The organism is Sphingomonas sp. RB1R13 (assembly GCF_036663775.1).
Taxonomy (GTDB): Bacteria; Pseudomonadota; Alphaproteobacteria; order Sphingomonadales; family Sphingomonadaceae; genus Sphingomicrobium.
The window spans coordinates 1156888-1172165 of the sequence record NZ_JAXOJM010000001.1; the positions used below are offsets into that span (position 1 = coordinate 1156888).

General features: G+C 66.1%; 16 protein-coding genes and 1 tRNA gene. 13 read left to right on the forward strand and 4 right to left on the reverse strand.

All coding sequences use genetic code 11. The annotated features are described in order from the left end of the window. The first annotated feature begins 19 nt into the window (after positions 1 to 19). From U1700_RS05470 to U1700_RS05485, 4 genes are all read left to right on the forward strand, one after another. Positions 20 to 1096 (forward strand): serine hydrolase, encoded by a 1077-nt coding sequence (locus U1700_RS05470; protein ID WP_332750826.1) that lies wholly within the window; start codon positions 20 to 22, stop codon positions 1094 to 1096. An 82-nt stretch (positions 1097 to 1178) separates the two neighbouring features. After that, positions 1179 to 3119 (forward strand): hybrid sensor histidine kinase/response regulator, encoded by a 1941-nt coding sequence (locus U1700_RS05475; protein WP_332750828.1) that lies wholly within the window; start codon positions 1179 to 1181, stop codon positions 3117 to 3119. A 12-nt stretch (positions 3120 to 3131) separates the two neighbouring features. Further along, positions 3132 to 4457: a dicarboxylate/amino acid:cation symporter gene (locus U1700_RS05480; protein WP_332750829.1), complete on the forward strand. Its 1326-nt coding sequence runs from the start codon at positions 3132 to 3134 to the stop codon at positions 4455 to 4457. Positions 4458 to 4465: 8 nt separating this feature from the next. Next, the gene (locus U1700_RS05485) at positions 4466 to 5437 is read left to right on the forward strand and encodes a bile acid:sodium symporter family protein (RefSeq protein WP_332750831.1); all 972 of its coding nucleotides are present in this window, start codon (positions 4466 to 4468) and stop codon (positions 5435 to 5437) included. Positions 5438 to 5583: 146 nt separating this feature from the next. Here the strand turns inward: U1700_RS05485 and U1700_RS05490 are convergent. Further along, positions 5584 to 5658: transfer RNA gene (locus U1700_RS05490), tRNA-Gly, on the reverse strand. Positions 5659 to 5850: 192 nt separating this feature from the next. Here U1700_RS05490 and U1700_RS05495 point away from each other — a divergent pair. Together U1700_RS05495 and U1700_RS05500 are read left to right on the forward strand one after the other, a co-directional pair. Continuing rightward, the gene (locus tag U1700_RS05495) at positions 5851 to 6762 is read left to right on the forward strand and encodes a tetratricopeptide repeat protein (RefSeq protein WP_332750833.1); all 912 of its coding nucleotides are present in this window, start codon (positions 5851 to 5853) and stop codon (positions 6760 to 6762) included. Beyond that, entirely contained in the window at positions 6759 to 7391 is a 633-nt protein-coding gene (locus U1700_RS05500; protein WP_332750835.1) for an LON peptidase substrate-binding domain-containing protein, read from the forward strand. The genes U1700_RS05495 and U1700_RS05500 overlap by 4 nt, the downstream gene beginning before the upstream one ends. On the opposite strand, the gene thrS is transcribed toward U1700_RS05500, so the two are convergent. Further along, the gene (gene thrS, locus U1700_RS05505) at positions 7392 to 9404 is read right to left on the reverse strand and encodes a threonine--tRNA ligase (RefSeq protein WP_332750837.1); all 2013 of its coding nucleotides are present in this window, start codon (positions 9402 to 9404) and stop codon (positions 7392 to 7394) included. A gap of 161 nt (positions 9405 to 9565) precedes the next feature. On the opposite strand from thrS, the gene U1700_RS05510 reads away from it, so the two are divergent. The 3 genes from U1700_RS05510 to U1700_RS05520 are packed head-to-tail and all read left to right on the forward strand — an operon-like array spanning position 9566 to position 11099. Further along, positions 9566 to 9997 carry a hypothetical protein gene (locus U1700_RS05510; protein ID WP_332750840.1) on the forward strand — a complete coding sequence of 144 codons (432 nt, stop codon included), beginning with the start codon at positions 9566 to 9568 and terminating at the stop codon, positions 9995 to 9997. Continuing rightward, positions 9994 to 10203 carry a helix-turn-helix transcriptional regulator gene (locus tag U1700_RS05515; protein ID WP_332750841.1) on the forward strand — a complete coding sequence of 70 codons (210 nt, stop codon included), beginning with the start codon at positions 9994 to 9996 and terminating at the stop codon, positions 10201 to 10203. Before U1700_RS05510 ends, U1700_RS05515 begins: the two co-directional genes overlap by 4 nt. Beyond that, the gene (locus tag U1700_RS05520) at positions 10200 to 11099 is read left to right on the forward strand and encodes an alpha/beta fold hydrolase (protein ID WP_332750843.1); all 900 of its coding nucleotides are present in this window, start codon (positions 10200 to 10202) and stop codon (positions 11097 to 11099) included. Before U1700_RS05515 ends, U1700_RS05520 begins: the two co-directional genes overlap by 4 nt. A 15-nt stretch (positions 11100 to 11114) precedes the next feature. Here the strand turns inward: U1700_RS05520 and U1700_RS05525 are convergent, their stop codons facing one another. After that, positions 11115 to 11657, reverse strand: a complete 543-nt coding sequence (locus U1700_RS05525) for a DUF2939 domain-containing protein (RefSeq protein WP_332750845.1) — start codon at positions 11655 to 11657, stop codon at positions 11115 to 11117. A gap of 248 nt (positions 11658 to 11905) precedes the next feature. On the opposite strand from U1700_RS05525, the gene U1700_RS05530 reads away from it, so the two are divergent. Beyond that, entirely contained in the window at positions 11906 to 12661 is a 756-nt protein-coding gene (locus U1700_RS05530; RefSeq protein WP_332750847.1) for an alpha/beta hydrolase, read from the forward strand. After that, on the forward strand, positions 12658 to 13245 hold the full coding sequence (locus tag U1700_RS05535; RefSeq protein ID WP_332750849.1) for a tetratricopeptide repeat protein: 588 nt from the start codon (positions 12658 to 12660) through the stop codon (positions 13243 to 13245). Before U1700_RS05530 ends, U1700_RS05535 begins: the two co-directional genes overlap by 4 nt. 32 nt (positions 13246 to 13277) lie before the next feature. On the opposite strand, the gene U1700_RS05540 is transcribed toward U1700_RS05535, so the two are convergent. Beyond that, the gene (locus tag U1700_RS05540; protein ID WP_332750851.1) at positions 13278 to 14009 is read right to left on the reverse strand and encodes an SIMPL domain-containing protein; all 732 of its coding nucleotides are present in this window, start codon (positions 14007 to 14009) and stop codon (positions 13278 to 13280) included. Between the two features lie 104 nt (positions 14010 to 14113). On the opposite strand from U1700_RS05540, the gene U1700_RS05545 reads away from it, so the two are divergent. Both U1700_RS05545 and gloB read left to right on the forward strand, forming a co-directional pair. Then, positions 14114 to 14530: a VOC family protein gene (locus tag U1700_RS05545; RefSeq protein ID WP_332750852.1), complete on the forward strand. Its 417-nt coding sequence runs from the start codon at positions 14114 to 14116 to the stop codon at positions 14528 to 14530. Beyond that, on the forward strand, positions 14530 to 15261 hold the full coding sequence (gene gloB / locus U1700_RS05550) for a hydroxyacylglutathione hydrolase (RefSeq protein WP_332750854.1): 732 nt from the start codon (positions 14530 to 14532) through the stop codon (positions 15259 to 15261). The genes U1700_RS05545 and gloB overlap by 1 nt, the downstream gene beginning before the upstream one ends. The last annotated feature ends 17 nt before the right edge of the window (positions 15262 to 15278 follow it).

Genomic DNA, 15278 nt, shown 5'->3' on the forward strand with positions numbered 1-15278 from the left:
TGCAGAGGTAGCGTAGGGCATGACGGCAAAAGTGACTCTCGGACTGGTCGGCGCGCTGCTCGCCGGTCCCGCGGCAATGGCCCGGCTGCCCTATCAGCAACCCAATATTCAGCAGTCTCCGCCACTCGCTTCGCCCGTCGCCTACGCCCCCCAGACCCCGGCCTATCTGCGCGATCGGATCCAGGCTCTCGGTGCCGGGTTCAACGGCCGCATCGGCATCGCCGTCCGTTCGGTCGACGACGGCTGGCAGACCGGCTGGCATTCCGAAGAACTTTATCCCCAGCAAAGCGTCAGCAAGCTGTGGGTCGCGATCACCGCGATGGATGCGATCGATCGTGGCGCGGTCCGGCTCAGCGACCCCGTTACCCTGACCCGCAGCGACCTGACCCTGTTCCATCAGCCAATCGCCGCGCAGGTGCTTCGCAACGGCGCAGTCACGACCACGCTCGGCCGCCTCCTCCACGACGCCATCACGATGAGCGACAATACTTGCAACGACCGCCTCATGCGCGCGGTCGGCGGCGACGGCGCGGTGCGCGAAATGATTGCGAAGAAGGGCCTCGGCTCGATCCGCTTCGATCATGGCGAGCGCTTGTTCCAGTCCAGGGTCGCGGGGGTCACCTGGCACCAGTCGATGGCGGTCGGCGACGGCTTCAACCGCGCCCGTAACGCGCTCCCGCTGGCGACCCGTCGCTCGCTGCTCAACCATTATATCGAAGACCCGTATGACGGCGCCGCCCCCGCGTCGGTGGTGAAGGCGCTCGCCCGGCTCAAGAAGGGCCAATTGCTCTCCCCCTCCTCGACCGCGCATTTGCTTAACACGATGGGCAATACCAAAACCGGCCGCAACCGTCTCCATGGCGGGCTCGCCCCGGGGTGGAGTCTCAGCCACAAGACCGGCACCGGCCAAGTCCTCGGCGCGCTTCAGGCGGGGTATAACGATATCGGCTTGATCACCGCCCCCGACGGGCGCAGCTACGCCATTGCCGTGATGATCAAGTCGACCACCACCCCGCTGCCGGTACGGATGCGGCTGATGAACGAGGTCGTCCGCTCGGTCATCCACCAGCACGACATGGAAGAGCGGCCTTATTGACGCCGATCCCGACCAACAACTTGGCCCGTTCTGGTTGATCCCCGTCATTGTCGCTTAACGAAGCCAACGATAAACCTGCCCGATGGAACACGTCGGCGACGCCTATCCGATCAAGCATGATGAGCGCCGCTACGCCGACGACGGCCACCGCTTCGATGAGAAATTGCGAACTAGCGAATCGCGCTTTGCCGCCGCGGTCGCTGCGGTCGGGGTGCTGTGGACCAATGACGCCAGCGGGCAAATGTCGGGGGATCAGCCCGGCTGGGCGTCGCTGACCGGCCAGTCCTTCGCCGATTACCAGGGCTATGGCTGGGCCGCCGCGGTCCATCCCGACGATGCCCAGCCGACAATCGACGCGTGGAACCTCGCCGTCGCCGAACGCCGCCCGTTCATCTTCGAGCATCGTGTCCTGACCCGCGACGGCGACTATGCCCATTTCGCAATCCGCGCCGTGCCCGTGATGGATGCGGGTGGCGACATCGTCGAATGGGTCGGGGTCCACCGCGACATCACTTACCAGCGGCTCGCCGAGGAAGCGCTGCGCGATTTCAATACCGATCTCGAGCGACTGGTGGCCGAGCGCACGGCTGAGCGCGACCGCGCCTGGGACCAGAGCCTCGACCTTCAGCACGTCATCACCCCCGACGGCATCATCCGCGCCGCCAACCGCGCCTGGACCCGCGTGCTTGGCTGGGAAAATGATGAGATCGTCGGCGAGCATCACCTCAAATTTCACTTCGAGGAGGATTTCGAAGCCAACGAGATCGCCCTCGCCACCGCGACCGACGATCCGCTGGCCGGCTTCGAAACTCGAATGCGTCACAAGGACGGCTCGGCGCACTGGGTCAATTGGGTCGCCAACCCTCAGGGCGACAAGATCTACGCCAATGGCCGCGACGTTACCGAACGCCGCGCTGCCGAGGAACAGCTTCGCCAGGCGCAGAAGATGGAGGCGATTGGCCAGCTGACCGGTGGGGTCGCGCACGACTTCAACAATTTGCTCACCGTCATTTCGGGGGGCTTGCAGATGCTCGAGCGAAGCACGGACCCCGCCCGCACGCAGCGGCTGATGGACGGTATGCGCCAGGCGGTCGAACGCGGCGCCGGGCTCACCCGCCAGCTGCTTGCCTTCTCGCGCCGCCAGTCGCTTCGCCCCGAGCCCATCGCGCTCGCCCCGATGGTCGAAAAAATGCGCGACCTGCTCGACCGCAGCCTGCGCGGCGACATTCGCGTCGAGACCGGCTTCCCCAGCGAGCTTTGGCCGGTCGAGGCCGATCCCGGCGAACTCCAGCTGGCGCTGCTCAACCTGTGCGTCAACGCCCGCGACGCCATGCCGATCGGTGGCCGGATCCGAATTCGTGCCGCCAATCGACCGGGAGGAAACGGCGCCGCCGACGCGGTTGACCTCACGGTCTGCGACGAAGGCACCGGTATCGCTGCCGAGATTGCCGCGCGCGTGTTCGAACCCTTTTTCACGACCAAGGAAATCGGCCACGGCTCGGGCCTCGGCTTGGCTCAGGTCCATGGCTTCGCGACTCAGTCGGGGGGCGCTGTCGCGGTCGACAGCGTGCCCGGGCGGGGCGCCACATTCACCATCACCCTGCCGCGCTCGTCGGGCACGCCCGCTACTGCTGGGCAAGACCCCCGTTTGCACGAACAGCGCGGCAGCGGCCGTGTCCTCCTGATCGAGGATGACGCCCAGGTGGCGATGCTCGTCTCCGACATGATTCGCGAGCTTGGCTATGAGGTCGATCATCTCGCCGACGCCGCCACCGCGCTCGAACGGATCGGCGCGGCAAAAGGCGTCGACGTCATCCTGTCGGACGTGATGATGCCCGGCGGGGTCAGCGGGATCGACCTCGTCAATGCGCTGCGCAGCCGCGGCATAGAGGTACCGTTCGTGCTTGCCTCGGGCCGCGCCGACGCCGTCGCCGACGATGCCGCCAGCGTCGGGGTTGAATTGCTCGCCAAACCCTTCACCATTGCCGACGTCGCGGGAGCACTCGCACGCGCCTTGAGCTGAAGGGAAACGGGATTGATCATCGACGACGGCGCATCGCTTGCAGCGCCCGTTCCCTGGTACCGCCACCTTTACGTCCAGGTCCTCGCCGCGATTGCGCTCGGAGTTGCGCTCGGCATATTCGCCCCCGCCACGGCCGAGGCGATGAAGCCGATCGGCGATGCCTTCATCAAGCTGGTCAAGATGATCATCGCCCCGGTCATCTTCCTGACCATCGTCACCGGTATCGCCGGGATGCGCGACCTCGGCGCAGTGGGGCGCGTCGCCGCCAAGGCGTTTGCTTATTTCCTCCTCATGTCGACCTTCGCGCTCGTCCTCGGGCTGATCGTCGGCAATCTCGTCCGCCCCGGCGTCGGGCTCAATATCGACCCCGCCAGCCTCGATGCCGCCAAGGTCGCGGACTATGCCACCAAGGCCCACGCCTCGACCGTCACCGGCTTTGTCATGGAGGTCATTCCCGACACCTTCGTCTCGGCGCTGACGGCGGGCAACATTCTCCAGACCTTGCTCGTCGCGATCCTCTTCGGGGTCGCGCTTGCGCTGGTCGGTGACCGCGCCGCCAAAGTGCAATCCGCGCTCGAGCAAATCTCGATCGTGATGTTCAAGCTGGTCGCGATCATCATGAAGCTCGCTCCCCTGGGCGCGTTCGGCGCGATGGCCTTCACCATCGGCAAATATGGCATCGCCACGCTCGCCAATCTCGCCTTGCTCGTCGGCACTTTCTACGCGACTTCGCTGTTGTTCGTGCTCGTCATCCTCGGCGCAGTCGCGCGGCTGGCGGGCTTCTCGATCCTGCGCCTCATTTCCTATCTCAAGGCCGAGCTCCTGCTCGTGCTCGGCACTTCGTCGAGCGAAAGCGCACTGCCCAGCCTGATCGAGAAGATGGAGCGCGCCGGCTGTCCCAAGACGATCGTCGGGCTCGTCGTCCCGACCGGCTATTCGTTCAACCTCGACGGCACCAACATCTACATGACGCTCGCCGCCCTGTTCATCGCGCAGGCGCTCAACGTCGATCTCAGCGTCGGCCAGCAACTCCTCCTCCTCGGCGTCGCGATGCTCAGTTCCAAGGGGGCCGCCGGGGTCACCGGGGCGGGTTTCATCACCCTCGCCGCAACCCTTTCCATCATCCCCGACCTGCCCGTCGCGGGCATGGCGCTGATCCTCGGCGTCGACCGCTTCATGAGCGAGTGCCGCAGCCTGACCAACTTCATCGGCAACGCCGTCGCCACGGTCGTTGTCACCCGCTGGGAAGGCCGCCTCGACCGCACCATGTTCGACGCTGCGCTGGGCGGGACCGAGCCCCCCGTCGGCGACCTTCCGCAGGGCGCAGTGGCCAATTAGGCGCGATCATGAACCGGTTTCGCGCCCTGCTCGATCCGTTCATGCTCGCGCTCGTCGCGACCGCCCTGCTCGCGTCGCTGCTTCCGCCTCGCGGCGCGTTCGCACCGGTCGTCGGCGCTGTCGCCAACATTGCGATCTTCGCCCTGTTCTTCCTCCATGGCGCCAAGCTGTCGCGCGAGGCGATCATCGCCGGGGCCGCCAATCTTCGCCTCCACGCCGCGGTATTCGCCGCCACCTTCCTCGTCTTCCCGCTGCTCGGCCTGGCGATATCGAGCCTGCCCTTCCTCATCGCTCCCGTTGCCACCGGCCTCCTGTTCCTCACTTTGCTCCCCTCGACCGTCCAGTCGTCGATCGCCTTCACCGCCATCGCGCGCGGCAATGTCGCCGCCGCCGTGTGCAGTGCCTCCTCTTCCAACCTGATCGGGATCGTCGTTACTCCACTGCTCGTCGCGCTGCTGATCGGGGCCAGCGGGCAGGGATCGATTTCGTGGCACTCGGTCGAGGCGATCCTCGTTCAGCTGCTGCTCCCGTTCGTCGCCGGGCACCTCATCCGGCCGTGGATCGGCGCATGGGTCGCGCGGCACAAGCCGCTGATGACCATGGTCGATCGCGGCGCGATTCTTCTGGTCGTCTATTCGGCGTTCGGCGCGGCGGTTCGCGAAGGGCTGTGGTGTCAGCTCTCGCCCGCCTCGCTCGGGCTGATCGCGCTGTGCTGCATCATCCTGCTCGCGGCGATCCTGCTGCTCACCGGGCTCGCCGGTCGCCTCCTCCACTTCTCGCGCGAAGACCGCATCGTGCTGCTGTTTTGCGGCTCGAAGAAAAGCCTCGCCTCGGGGGTGCCGATGGCCGGCGTGCTGTTCGCTCCGTCGCAGATCGGCATGGTAATCCTCCCGCTGATGCTGTTCCATCAGCTCCAGCTCCTCGCCTGCGCGGTGATCGCCCGCCATTACGCGGCGCAAGGGGAAGAACTAGAAAGCTAGCAGCGAAGGGATTCGAACCACGCTACGCCGCTCGCGGCGAAGCTCACAAAAGACTCAGAGGGTTCGCCCATTGATTCGTGCCGAATGAAGGCGAGGCGCAAACCGCACTCAGCCCTTCTGCAGTCCTGCCGAAGGCAGGCCGCAACTGGAGCGGGCGAAGGGATTCGAACCCTCGACCCCAACCTTGGCAAGGTTGTGCTCTACCCCTGAGCTACGCCCGCTCGAATTGGCGGACCGAAAGGGCAAGCCTCTCGGTCGGGTGGCGGGCGCTTAGCATCGGGGTTTGGGCGCTGCAACCCTTAGTGGCCCAGTCGCTCGCCATTGCGGCGCGTATCGCTGCCAAACCGCCATCCCCTTGCCGCTCCGTCGTCGAACGCACATATGGCAATCAGGACAAACGGAGACGAGTAAGCGTGGCAACCCTTGGCATCAGCGAAGCCGACCGCGCCGCGCTCGCTCGATTCGAAACCGATGTCATCACCCCGTCGATGGATGCACTGGTCATCCTCGATTTCTGGGCAGAGTGGTGTGGCCCGTGCAAGGCGCTGTCGCCCACGCTCGAGAAGATTGCCGCCGATTATGCCGACCGCGGCGTGATCCTGAAAAAGATCGACGTCGACGCTGACAAGTTCATCGCCGCCCAGTTCCGCGTCCAGTCGATCCCCACCGTCTACGCGCTCCACGGCGGCCAGCCGGTCGCCGACCTCACCCAATATCGCACCGAGGCGCAGCTCACGGCGGCGATCGACCAATTGCTCGCCCAGCTCCCGGTCAAGGGCCCCGCACAGGACCTCGCGGCCGAGATGGCACCCCTCATCGCCGCCGCCGAACAATTGCTCGCCGACGGTGACCCGGCGCAGGCGATCCCGCTCTTTGCGCAGCTTCACGAAATGGCCCCCACTGACGCTGCGGTCATCGGCGGCCTGGTTCGCGCGCTCGTCGCCAATCGCGAATTTGCCGAGGCGCGAACGATTCTCGACGCCGCCTCGCCCGACGCCGCGAAGGACCCCGCGATCCAGCGCGCCCGCGCCGCACTCGACGTCGCCGATGTCCCCCTGCCCGCCGCCGACACCGGCGAGATCGAGGCGCGGATCGACGCCGATCCTGACGATCACGCCGCCCGGCTCGACCTTGCCAATGCCCGCATGGCGTCGGGCGACCGTGACGGTGCCGCCGACGCGCTGCTCGATTCGATCGGCCGCGATCCCGCCGCCAATGACGGCGCCGCGCGCGCTCGCCTGCTGCAACTGCTCGAAGCAGCCGGGTTCGCCGACCCGTGGGGCAAGGCGCAACGCCGGCGCCTCTCGGCCCTGCTTTTCACATGAGCAAGCCCGCCCCCGTCCGCCTGCCGATCTTCCCGCTTGCCGGGGCGATCCTTTTCCCGCGCGCGCAACTGCCCCTCCACATTTTCGAGGAACGCTATCGCGAAATGATTCGCGACGCGCTCGCCGGCAAGGCCCAGATCGGCATGATCCAGCCGACCGAGCACAGCGACCACCCCTCGCTTTATCGCATCGGCTGCATCGGCGAGATCGTCGGGGTCGAGGAACTCGACGATGGCCGCTTTAACGTTGTTCTCCAGGGTTCGTCGCGCTTCCGCCTGATCGCCGAACCCGACGTCGGCACCAGCTACCGCCAGGCCGATGTGGATCTCGCCGGCTTCAATGACGAAGATCCCGCGCCGCTCGCCTCCGTCGTCCGAGCCGATGTCGAGCGCGAGGCGCGGCGCTTTGGCGATGCGCTTGGGCTGATGGTCGACTGGGAAGCCGTCGGCCGGCTCGACGACGAAATGCTCGTCAACGCTATCGCCCAGGTCGCCCCGTTCGATCCCGGTGCGAAACAGGCACTGCTCGAAGCCCTGACCCTCGCTGACCGCGCCGACCTCGTCGTACAGCTCATGCAGTTCCAGCGGCTCTCCCCCGGCGGCGCAGATGCGGGCCAGACGCTGCAATAACTACCTCAAATCCGGTGGCACTGCTTCCCCCGCCATCATCGCGATTGCCTCGTCCAGCCCCATTACCTTCTGATGCTCGTCAGACCCCAGTCGGCGGATCGCGACCGTTCCCTCCTCGGCCTCGCGCTTGCCCACCACCAGCAGCAACGGCACCTTGGCCAGGCTATGCTCGCGCACCTTGTAGTTGATCTTCTCGTTGCGCAGGTCGCCCTCGACCCGAAGCCCCGCCGCCTTCAGCTTCGCCACCACGTCATGGGCATAGTCGTCGGCATCCGACACGATCGTCGCAACCACCGCCTGGACCGGCGACAGCCACAGCGGGAAGCGCCCGGCGTGATGCTCGATCAAAATGCCGATAAACCGCTCAAACGTCCCCAATATGGCCCGGTGCAACATCACCGGCCGATGCCGCGCGCCATCCTCGCCGATGTAGCTAGCGTCCAGCCGCTCGGGCAGCACCGTGTCGGTCTGGATCGTCCCCACCTGCCACGTCCGCCCGATCGCGTCGGTCAGGTGGAACTCAAGCTTGGGCGCATAGAACGCCCCCTCGCCGGGCAATTCCTCCCAGCCATACGCCTCGGTGTCGCGCCCGCTCGCCTTCACCGCGTCGCGCAGCGATTGCTCGGACCAGTCCCACATCGCGTCCGACCCGAACCTCTTGTCGGGCCGCAGCGCCAGCTTGATCGCATAGCTGTCGAACCCCAAGTCCTGGTATACGCTGTCGAGCAGATCACAGAAATCGCGCACTTCGTCGATCAGCTGGTCCTCGCGCACGAAAATATGCGCATCGTCCTGCGTGAACTGCCGCACCCGCATGATTCCATGCAGCGCGCCATGCGGCTCGTTGCGGTGGCAGCAGCCGAACTCGGCCATGCGGATCGGCAGGTCGCGATACGAAGTGATGCCCTGCTTGAAGATCAGCACATGCGCCGGGCAATTCATCGGCTTCAGGGCCATCAGGTCGCCCGTGCCGCTCAGCACCTGCGCGTCATCGTCGATGTTAGGAATCTCGTCGGGCACCACGAACATATTCTCGCGATACTTGCCCCAGTGGCCCGATTTCTCCCACTGGCGCGCATCCATCAGCTGGGGCGTCTTGACCTCGTCATAGCCCGCCGCATCCAGCCGCCGCCGCATATAGGCCTCCAGCGCGCGCCACAGGATGAACCCCTTGGGGTGCCAGAAGACCGACCCATGCGCTTCGGCCTGCAAATGGAACAGGTCCATCTCCTGCCCGATCCGCCGATGGTCGCGCTTGGCCGCTTCCTCCAGCCGCACGAGGTGCGCCTCGAGCTGCTTCTTGTTGAGCCACGCCGTACCGTAAATCCGGCTCAGCATCGTATTCGCCTGGTCGCCGCGCCAATAGGCCCCCGACACGCGCGTCAACTTGAACGCCGCCGGATCCAGCTTGCCGGTCGACGGCAGATGCGGCCCGCGGCACAGGTCCATCCACTTGCCGTCGCCCTGTCCCGACCGGTACATGGTGATCGCCTCGCCCTCGGGCAGCTCCATCACCCAGTCGGCCTTGTACGTCTCGCCCTGCTTGACGAAGAACGCCCGCACATCCTCGCGGGCCCATTCCTCGCGCACCAGCGGCTCGTCGCGCGCGATCACCCGACGCATCTCGGCCTCGATCAGCGGCAGCTCTTCCTCGGTGAACATCCCCCGCCCCGGCGCGGGAGCGAAGTCATAATAGAAACCGTCATCGGTCGCCGGCCCGAAGGTGATCTGCGTCCCCGGGAACAGATTTTGCGCAGCCTCGGCCAGCACATGCGCATAATCATGGCGGAACAGCTCAAGCGCGTCCTTCTCGTCGCGCGCGGTAATCAGCGCCAGGCTGGCATCGCCGTCAAACGGCCGATTGAGATCGCGCAATTCGCCATCTACCCGCGCCGCCAGCGCCGCTTTCGCCAACCCCGGCCCGATCGCGGCGGCGACATCCCCCGGGGTCGACCCTTCGGGCATTTCGCGAACTGAGCCGTCGGGAAGGGCGATCTTGTACATTTTGGACATGGGGAAAGCCTCTAGCGGGAGGAGGCGTCCCCCTCAACCCGCCCCTGACCCTCCCATTATCGGGGCGTGAGCGAGCATCCTTGTCATAATGTAAATGATACTTGACATTACGGGCGACTCAAATGTAAAGCCTCATATACAAACTGAAAAGGAACATTGTCATGTCGATCCGTTTCCGCTCCCCCGCTCAGCGCGCCTACACATGGCGCGTCGGCCTCGCGATGGGGGTCTATCTTGTTTCTCTCCCCGCCGCCGTCCAATTCGTCGGCAAGGGTCACGTCCCCCACGATAGCCCGCTCGCCTGGTTGCTCGCATTGATCCCGGGCATCGCGGTTTCCGGGGTGTTCTGGGCCTATGGCAAGATGTTGCTTGAAGAAAGCGACGAATATCAGCGGATGCTCCACGTCCGCCAATCGCTCATTGCCACCGGCTTCACGCTCGCCATCGTCACCATCTACGGCTTCCTCGAAAATTTCGGACTCGTCGGTCATATCGATGCCTTCTACGTCGCGGTACTGTGGTTCATCGGCCTTGGCGTAGGCGGCCTCGTCAACCGCCTGACGCTGGGCACGACCGGGTGGGATTGTCGATGAACAACCGCCTCAAGGTGCTCCGCGCCGAACGCGACTGGAGCCAGTCCGACCTTGCCGACCGCCTCGCCGTCTCGCGCCAGAGCGTCAACGCGATCGAGACCGGCAAATACGACCCCTCGCTTCCGCTCGCCTTCCGCATCGCCGAACTGTTCGATCTCTCTATCGAAGCCATCTTCCACTCGCCGTCGAAGGAATCCGCGAAATGATCCGTATCCCTTGCGTCATCGGCGCCCTCATCGCCGCGCTGGCGACCGCGACCCCCGTGCTGGCCAGGCCAGCCACCGAAACCCGCCTCGCCCACATCTCGATCGTCTCGCTGGGCAAGGGCAGCCCCGTCGTCCTCGTCCCCGGCCTCGCCAGCCCGCGCGGCGTCTGGGACGGGGTTGCCACCAACCTCTCCCGCTCGCACCGGGTCTACCTCGTCCAGGTCAACGGCTTCGGCGGCGACGCCCCCGGCGCCAACCTCGCTCCCGGCCTGCTCGACGGCATCGTCGCCGACCTGTCTGCCGCGCTGGCGAAGGATCATGCCAAACCCGTCCGTTTCGTCGGCCACTCGATGGGCGGGCTGCTCGGGCTCAAGTTCGCGAAAGCCCACCCGGCCCAGCTTGCGCGGCTGATGATCGTCGACGCGCTGCCCGATTTCGCGGTGCTCCTCGCGCGCGGCGGGGCCATGCCGACCCCCGCCCAGGTCGAGGGCGCGGCCGCAATGATGCGCACCGCCACCGCCGCCCGCTATGGCAAGCCGATGACTCCCGAAGCCATCGCCGCCGGGGTCGACAGCCTCGCCCTGACCGAGCCCGCCCGCGTGAAGATGCGCGGCTGGGCGACCGCCGCCGACGCCCGCGTTGCCGGCCAGGCTATCTACGAAGACATGACCACCGACCTTCGCCCCGACCTCGCGCGCATTGCCACCCCGATCACTGTCGTTGTCCCGTGGAGCGATACCGGCTTTGGCAAGGACCGCACGCTGGCCTTCTACAAGACCCAATATGCTGGCACCCCGACCGTCACCTTCGTCCCGATCGCCAACGCCGGCCACTTCGCCATGCTCGACCAGCCCGCCGCCTTCGCCGCCGCGCTTGATGCGTTCGTGGCGCCCTAGCGGCTAGTCAGCCGCTCAGCGAACACGGATAGCCGGGGCAGGCGGCAGGTCGATCCCGACCAGCTTCCATCCCAGCCCGTGACGCCGAAAGACCATCGTTCCCGTGCCCTGCTCCTGCCAGCGCACCCGGAACTGGTCGATCCCGTCGCGCTCGATCGCCGGGTGGTCGTTGGCCGCGGGCAACCTCGGCAAGACGCCTTCCCCGGTCGCGGGCGCGGCGCCACCCTGCTTGGATACGTCCCTGACCTCGAACATCGCCTGTACCCCCTGCGGGGTGATCGCGGCGTCGACGATCGGCCCGGCGATTACCGCGACCACCGTCGCAAGCGTGCCATCCGTTTCGCCGCCGCCCGAACCCGCCATCTGCTTTGCGATTTCGCTCTTCACGCTGGCCCTCAGGGCGGGATAGTCGACATGCGCCGACAATGCCTTCTCGTCGTGAGCCGCCGCCGCTTCGCGCATCGCCTTCAGCGTCCACCAAGGCGATGCGAACCACCAGCCGCCGATGGCTAGCAAGACCGCGATCGCCGCTACAAAGCCGAGTAGTTTCAGTCGCATGCCTGCTCTTCCCCATCGTGCCTGTCGAATTTCCTGTCCTACAGCGTCCCTGCGGGTGCATGAACCCCCTCGTCAGTTCCGAATCAACCCGATCGAGAGGATGAGCAGGACAACAAAAACATGCTCATCACCGTGAACATGTGTGAACATTCGCCGCCCGCGAGCGAGCGGTAGCGACAGGCGAGCGCACAGAGACTCCGAGCGCACAAAGACTCCCCCGCCTATCGTCGATCGGCTAAAGCCAGGACATGCTCCTGCCCGACCTCGCCTATTTCGACCCCGGCGATGGCCGCCGCATCGCCATCTGCCACCGCCTGCCGGCTGATCCCGCCCGCCCGACGCTCGTCTTCCTGCCCGGCTATGCCTCGGACATGACCGGCTCGAAAGCGGTCGCGGTCGATGCCTTTGCCGGGGCTACCGGCTGCGGCTGCCTGCGCCTCGACTATTCGGGCACCGGCGCCTCGGGCGGGGAGTTTGCCGACGGCACGCTTGCCCGCTGGCTGGAGGAAGTCCTCGCCGCGATCGACCGGCTGGTAGACGGGCGGGTCATCCTCATCGGCTCGTCGATGGGCGGGTGGATCGCCCTGCTCGCCGCGCTCCGTCTCGGGAACCGGGTCTCGGCGCTCGTCGGAATCGCCGCCGCGCCCGACTTTACAGACTGGGGCTTCTCTCCCGAGGACAAGATCAGGCTGCTCCAGGACGGCAGACTGGAGCGCCCCGATCCCGATTCTAACACGCCCTTCGTCACCCACCGCGGCTTCTGGCAGTCGGGCGAGGCCTTGCGCATCCTCGGCGGCCCGATCGCAATCGACTGCCCCGTTCGTCTGCTTCACGGCGAGCATGACCAGGTCGTCCCGGTCGGCGTCCCGTTGAAGCTCCTCGCCCAGCTGCGTTCAGCCGATGTCCAGCTGACCCTCGTCAAAGGTGGTGGCCACCGCCTGTCGGAACCGCGCGAACTCGACGCTCTCTTCCGCAGCCTCGCCCCCCTTGTGGAGTTGCCATGATCCTCGCTTTGCTCTTCGCCGCCGCCACCACGAATGCCGCCACGCCCGTTACCCCGCCGACCGCCGACCTTGCTGAGGCCCGCGCTGCCGCTACTCACTCGCGCTCTTTATGGACACTTGGCGGCAACCTCCGCCTCAAGGCCGGCGACGCCGCTACCGCAGCGAAGGACTTTGACCAGGGCCTCGCCATCCCGGGCGGTTCCCCGCTCGAGCGCGGCGAGCTGCTCCTCGACCGCGCCCGCGCAGCCCACGCACTGGGCGACCTCGCCACTGCCGAAAGCCGCAGCGCAGAGGCCGCGCGGCTCGTTCCCGCCGACCCCTATCTATGGTATTTCCGGACCGTCATCGCGGTCGCCGGCGGCGATGTCCCGCGCGCCAAGATCGCCATTGCCCGCGCGCTAACCCTCGCCCCCAACGACGCCACCCTGCTGTTCGAACAGGGCCATGTCGCCAGCCTGGCGGGCGAGGACAGCGCCGCGCGCACCGCCTGGACAAAGGCCATCGCCGCTGACCCCAACGGCCCCGTCGGCGGCGCCGCCCGCGAAGCCCTCGGCCTTGCCGGCGTCCCGCTGACGGTCCGCTAGGGCCGCCCGGCGACGCCGGTTACCATTTCGGGCTAGCCCAGATCATAGTCGATCGTCGTCACGACGCGAACCTTCTGGAACGGCGATCCGCTGCCGCCCGAGCCGCCTTCCTCACCGTCGCTTGCCCCGTCGCGTGGCCCGACGGAAAAATAGCCTTGGCTGGCGGTCTTGATCCCCCCGACCGCAGCCCCGCTGTCTTTGGCGAATTGTTCGGCGCTGGTACGGGCGTTGAGGTTCGCTTCGGCGATCATCTGCGGCTTGATCGAACTCAGCCCGGTGAAGCTGTAATTGACGTCCGACCCGCTCAGCGGCACCCCCGCGCTGATCAGCTCGGCCTGCCGTTCGAATGCCGACCGCACCTTCATCACGTCAACGGTGCGCAGCTGTATCGAGCGAGTCACTGACACTCGATCTTCCTTGCGATCCTTGTTGAAGTCGCTGCGCACACTGACTCCCGAATCGCTCACTTCCTCCGGCCTGAACCCGGCCCGGCGGAAGAAGTCTCGCACTGCCCGGCTGCGCTGCTCCACCGCTCCGTCGACCGCGCCAAGTGAATTGCCTTCCTCGGCGAAGCTGATGTTCCAAGTGGCGAGATTGGCGACCACATCGCGTTCCGATACGCCGCGAACGGTCACCGATCGCTCGGCCATCTTGGCGCGACGCAGTCCATCGCCGAGCAAATAGCCGCTGGCGACCAATCCGAACGAAAAAATGGCGACCGCACCGAGCAGGACGACGCGATTGTCTGCAAGCTTCTGGATCATGGCGTAGTTTCCGTCATTCGTCGTATGGATGACCACCGGACGGAAGCGCCGGTCACGGTCATCGACGAACCGTGCAATTATAGCGACGAGTTGAGCGAGGTAAAATGAAATTCATGCATTCGATGCTCCGCGTGAGCGATCCCGGCGCCACTGTTGCATTTTTTCGACACCTCGGGCTTGAGGAGCGCCGCCGGATGGAGGTGCCTGCGGGCAAGTTCACGCTGATCTTCCTCGGCGCACCGGGAGACGAAGGGGGCGAAGTCGAGCTGACCTACAACTGGGGCGAAACTGGCTATGCCGGGGGCCGCAACTTCGGCCATCTCGCCTATGCCGTCGACGACATTTACGCGACCTGCCAGCGGTTGATGGACGCTGGCGTGCCGATCAACCGCCCGCCGCGCGACGGCCATATGGCGTTCGTCCGCTCGCCAGACGGGATTTCGGTCGAACTGCTCCAGGCCGGCGACCGCCTCGCTCCGGCCGAACCTTGGGCGTCGATGCCCAATGTGGGCGAATGGTGATGGCAGGATCACTCGAAGTCGTCGCAGTCCCGGCATTCAGTGACAATTACCTCTGGCTCGTCCGCGACAGTGCCAACGGCGACACCGCCGTGATCGACCCGGGCGATGCCGAACCCGTGCTGGCCGAGGCCGACCGCCGCGGCTGGCGCATCGGGCAGGTCCTCAACACCCACTGGCACCCCGATCACACCGGCGGAAATCTCGCGGTCAAGGCGACTGGCGCGCGCGTCTCGGGACCCGCCGCCGAAGCCGACCGCATCCCCGGGATAGACGTTGCGTTGAAGGAAGGTGATACGGTCTCGATCGGCGGCCATGTCGGCGAAGTGTGGGAGGTGCCCGGCCACACGCTCGGCCACATTGCCTTCATTTTCCGCTCGGCCGGAATCGCCTTCGTCGGCGACACGCTGTTCGCGATGGGCTGCGGCCGATTGTTCGAAGGCACCCCCGACCAGATGTTCGGCAGCTTGACCCGCCTCGCCGCGCTGCCGGGCGAGACGCTGGCCTATTGCGCCCATGAATATACGCTCGCCAACGCGAAGTTTGCTGCCTACGCCGAGCCCGACAACGCCGCCATCGCGCACCGGCTGGCCGAGGTCGAACGGCTTCGCGCGAGCGGCCAGATGACCGTCCCCACCACCATTGCGCTCGAACGCGCGACCAATCCCTTTATCCGCGCCGCCTCGGTCGCTGACTTCGCCGATCGCCGCGCCGCAAAAGACAGCTTCCGTTAAGCCGGACCGACGTCTGG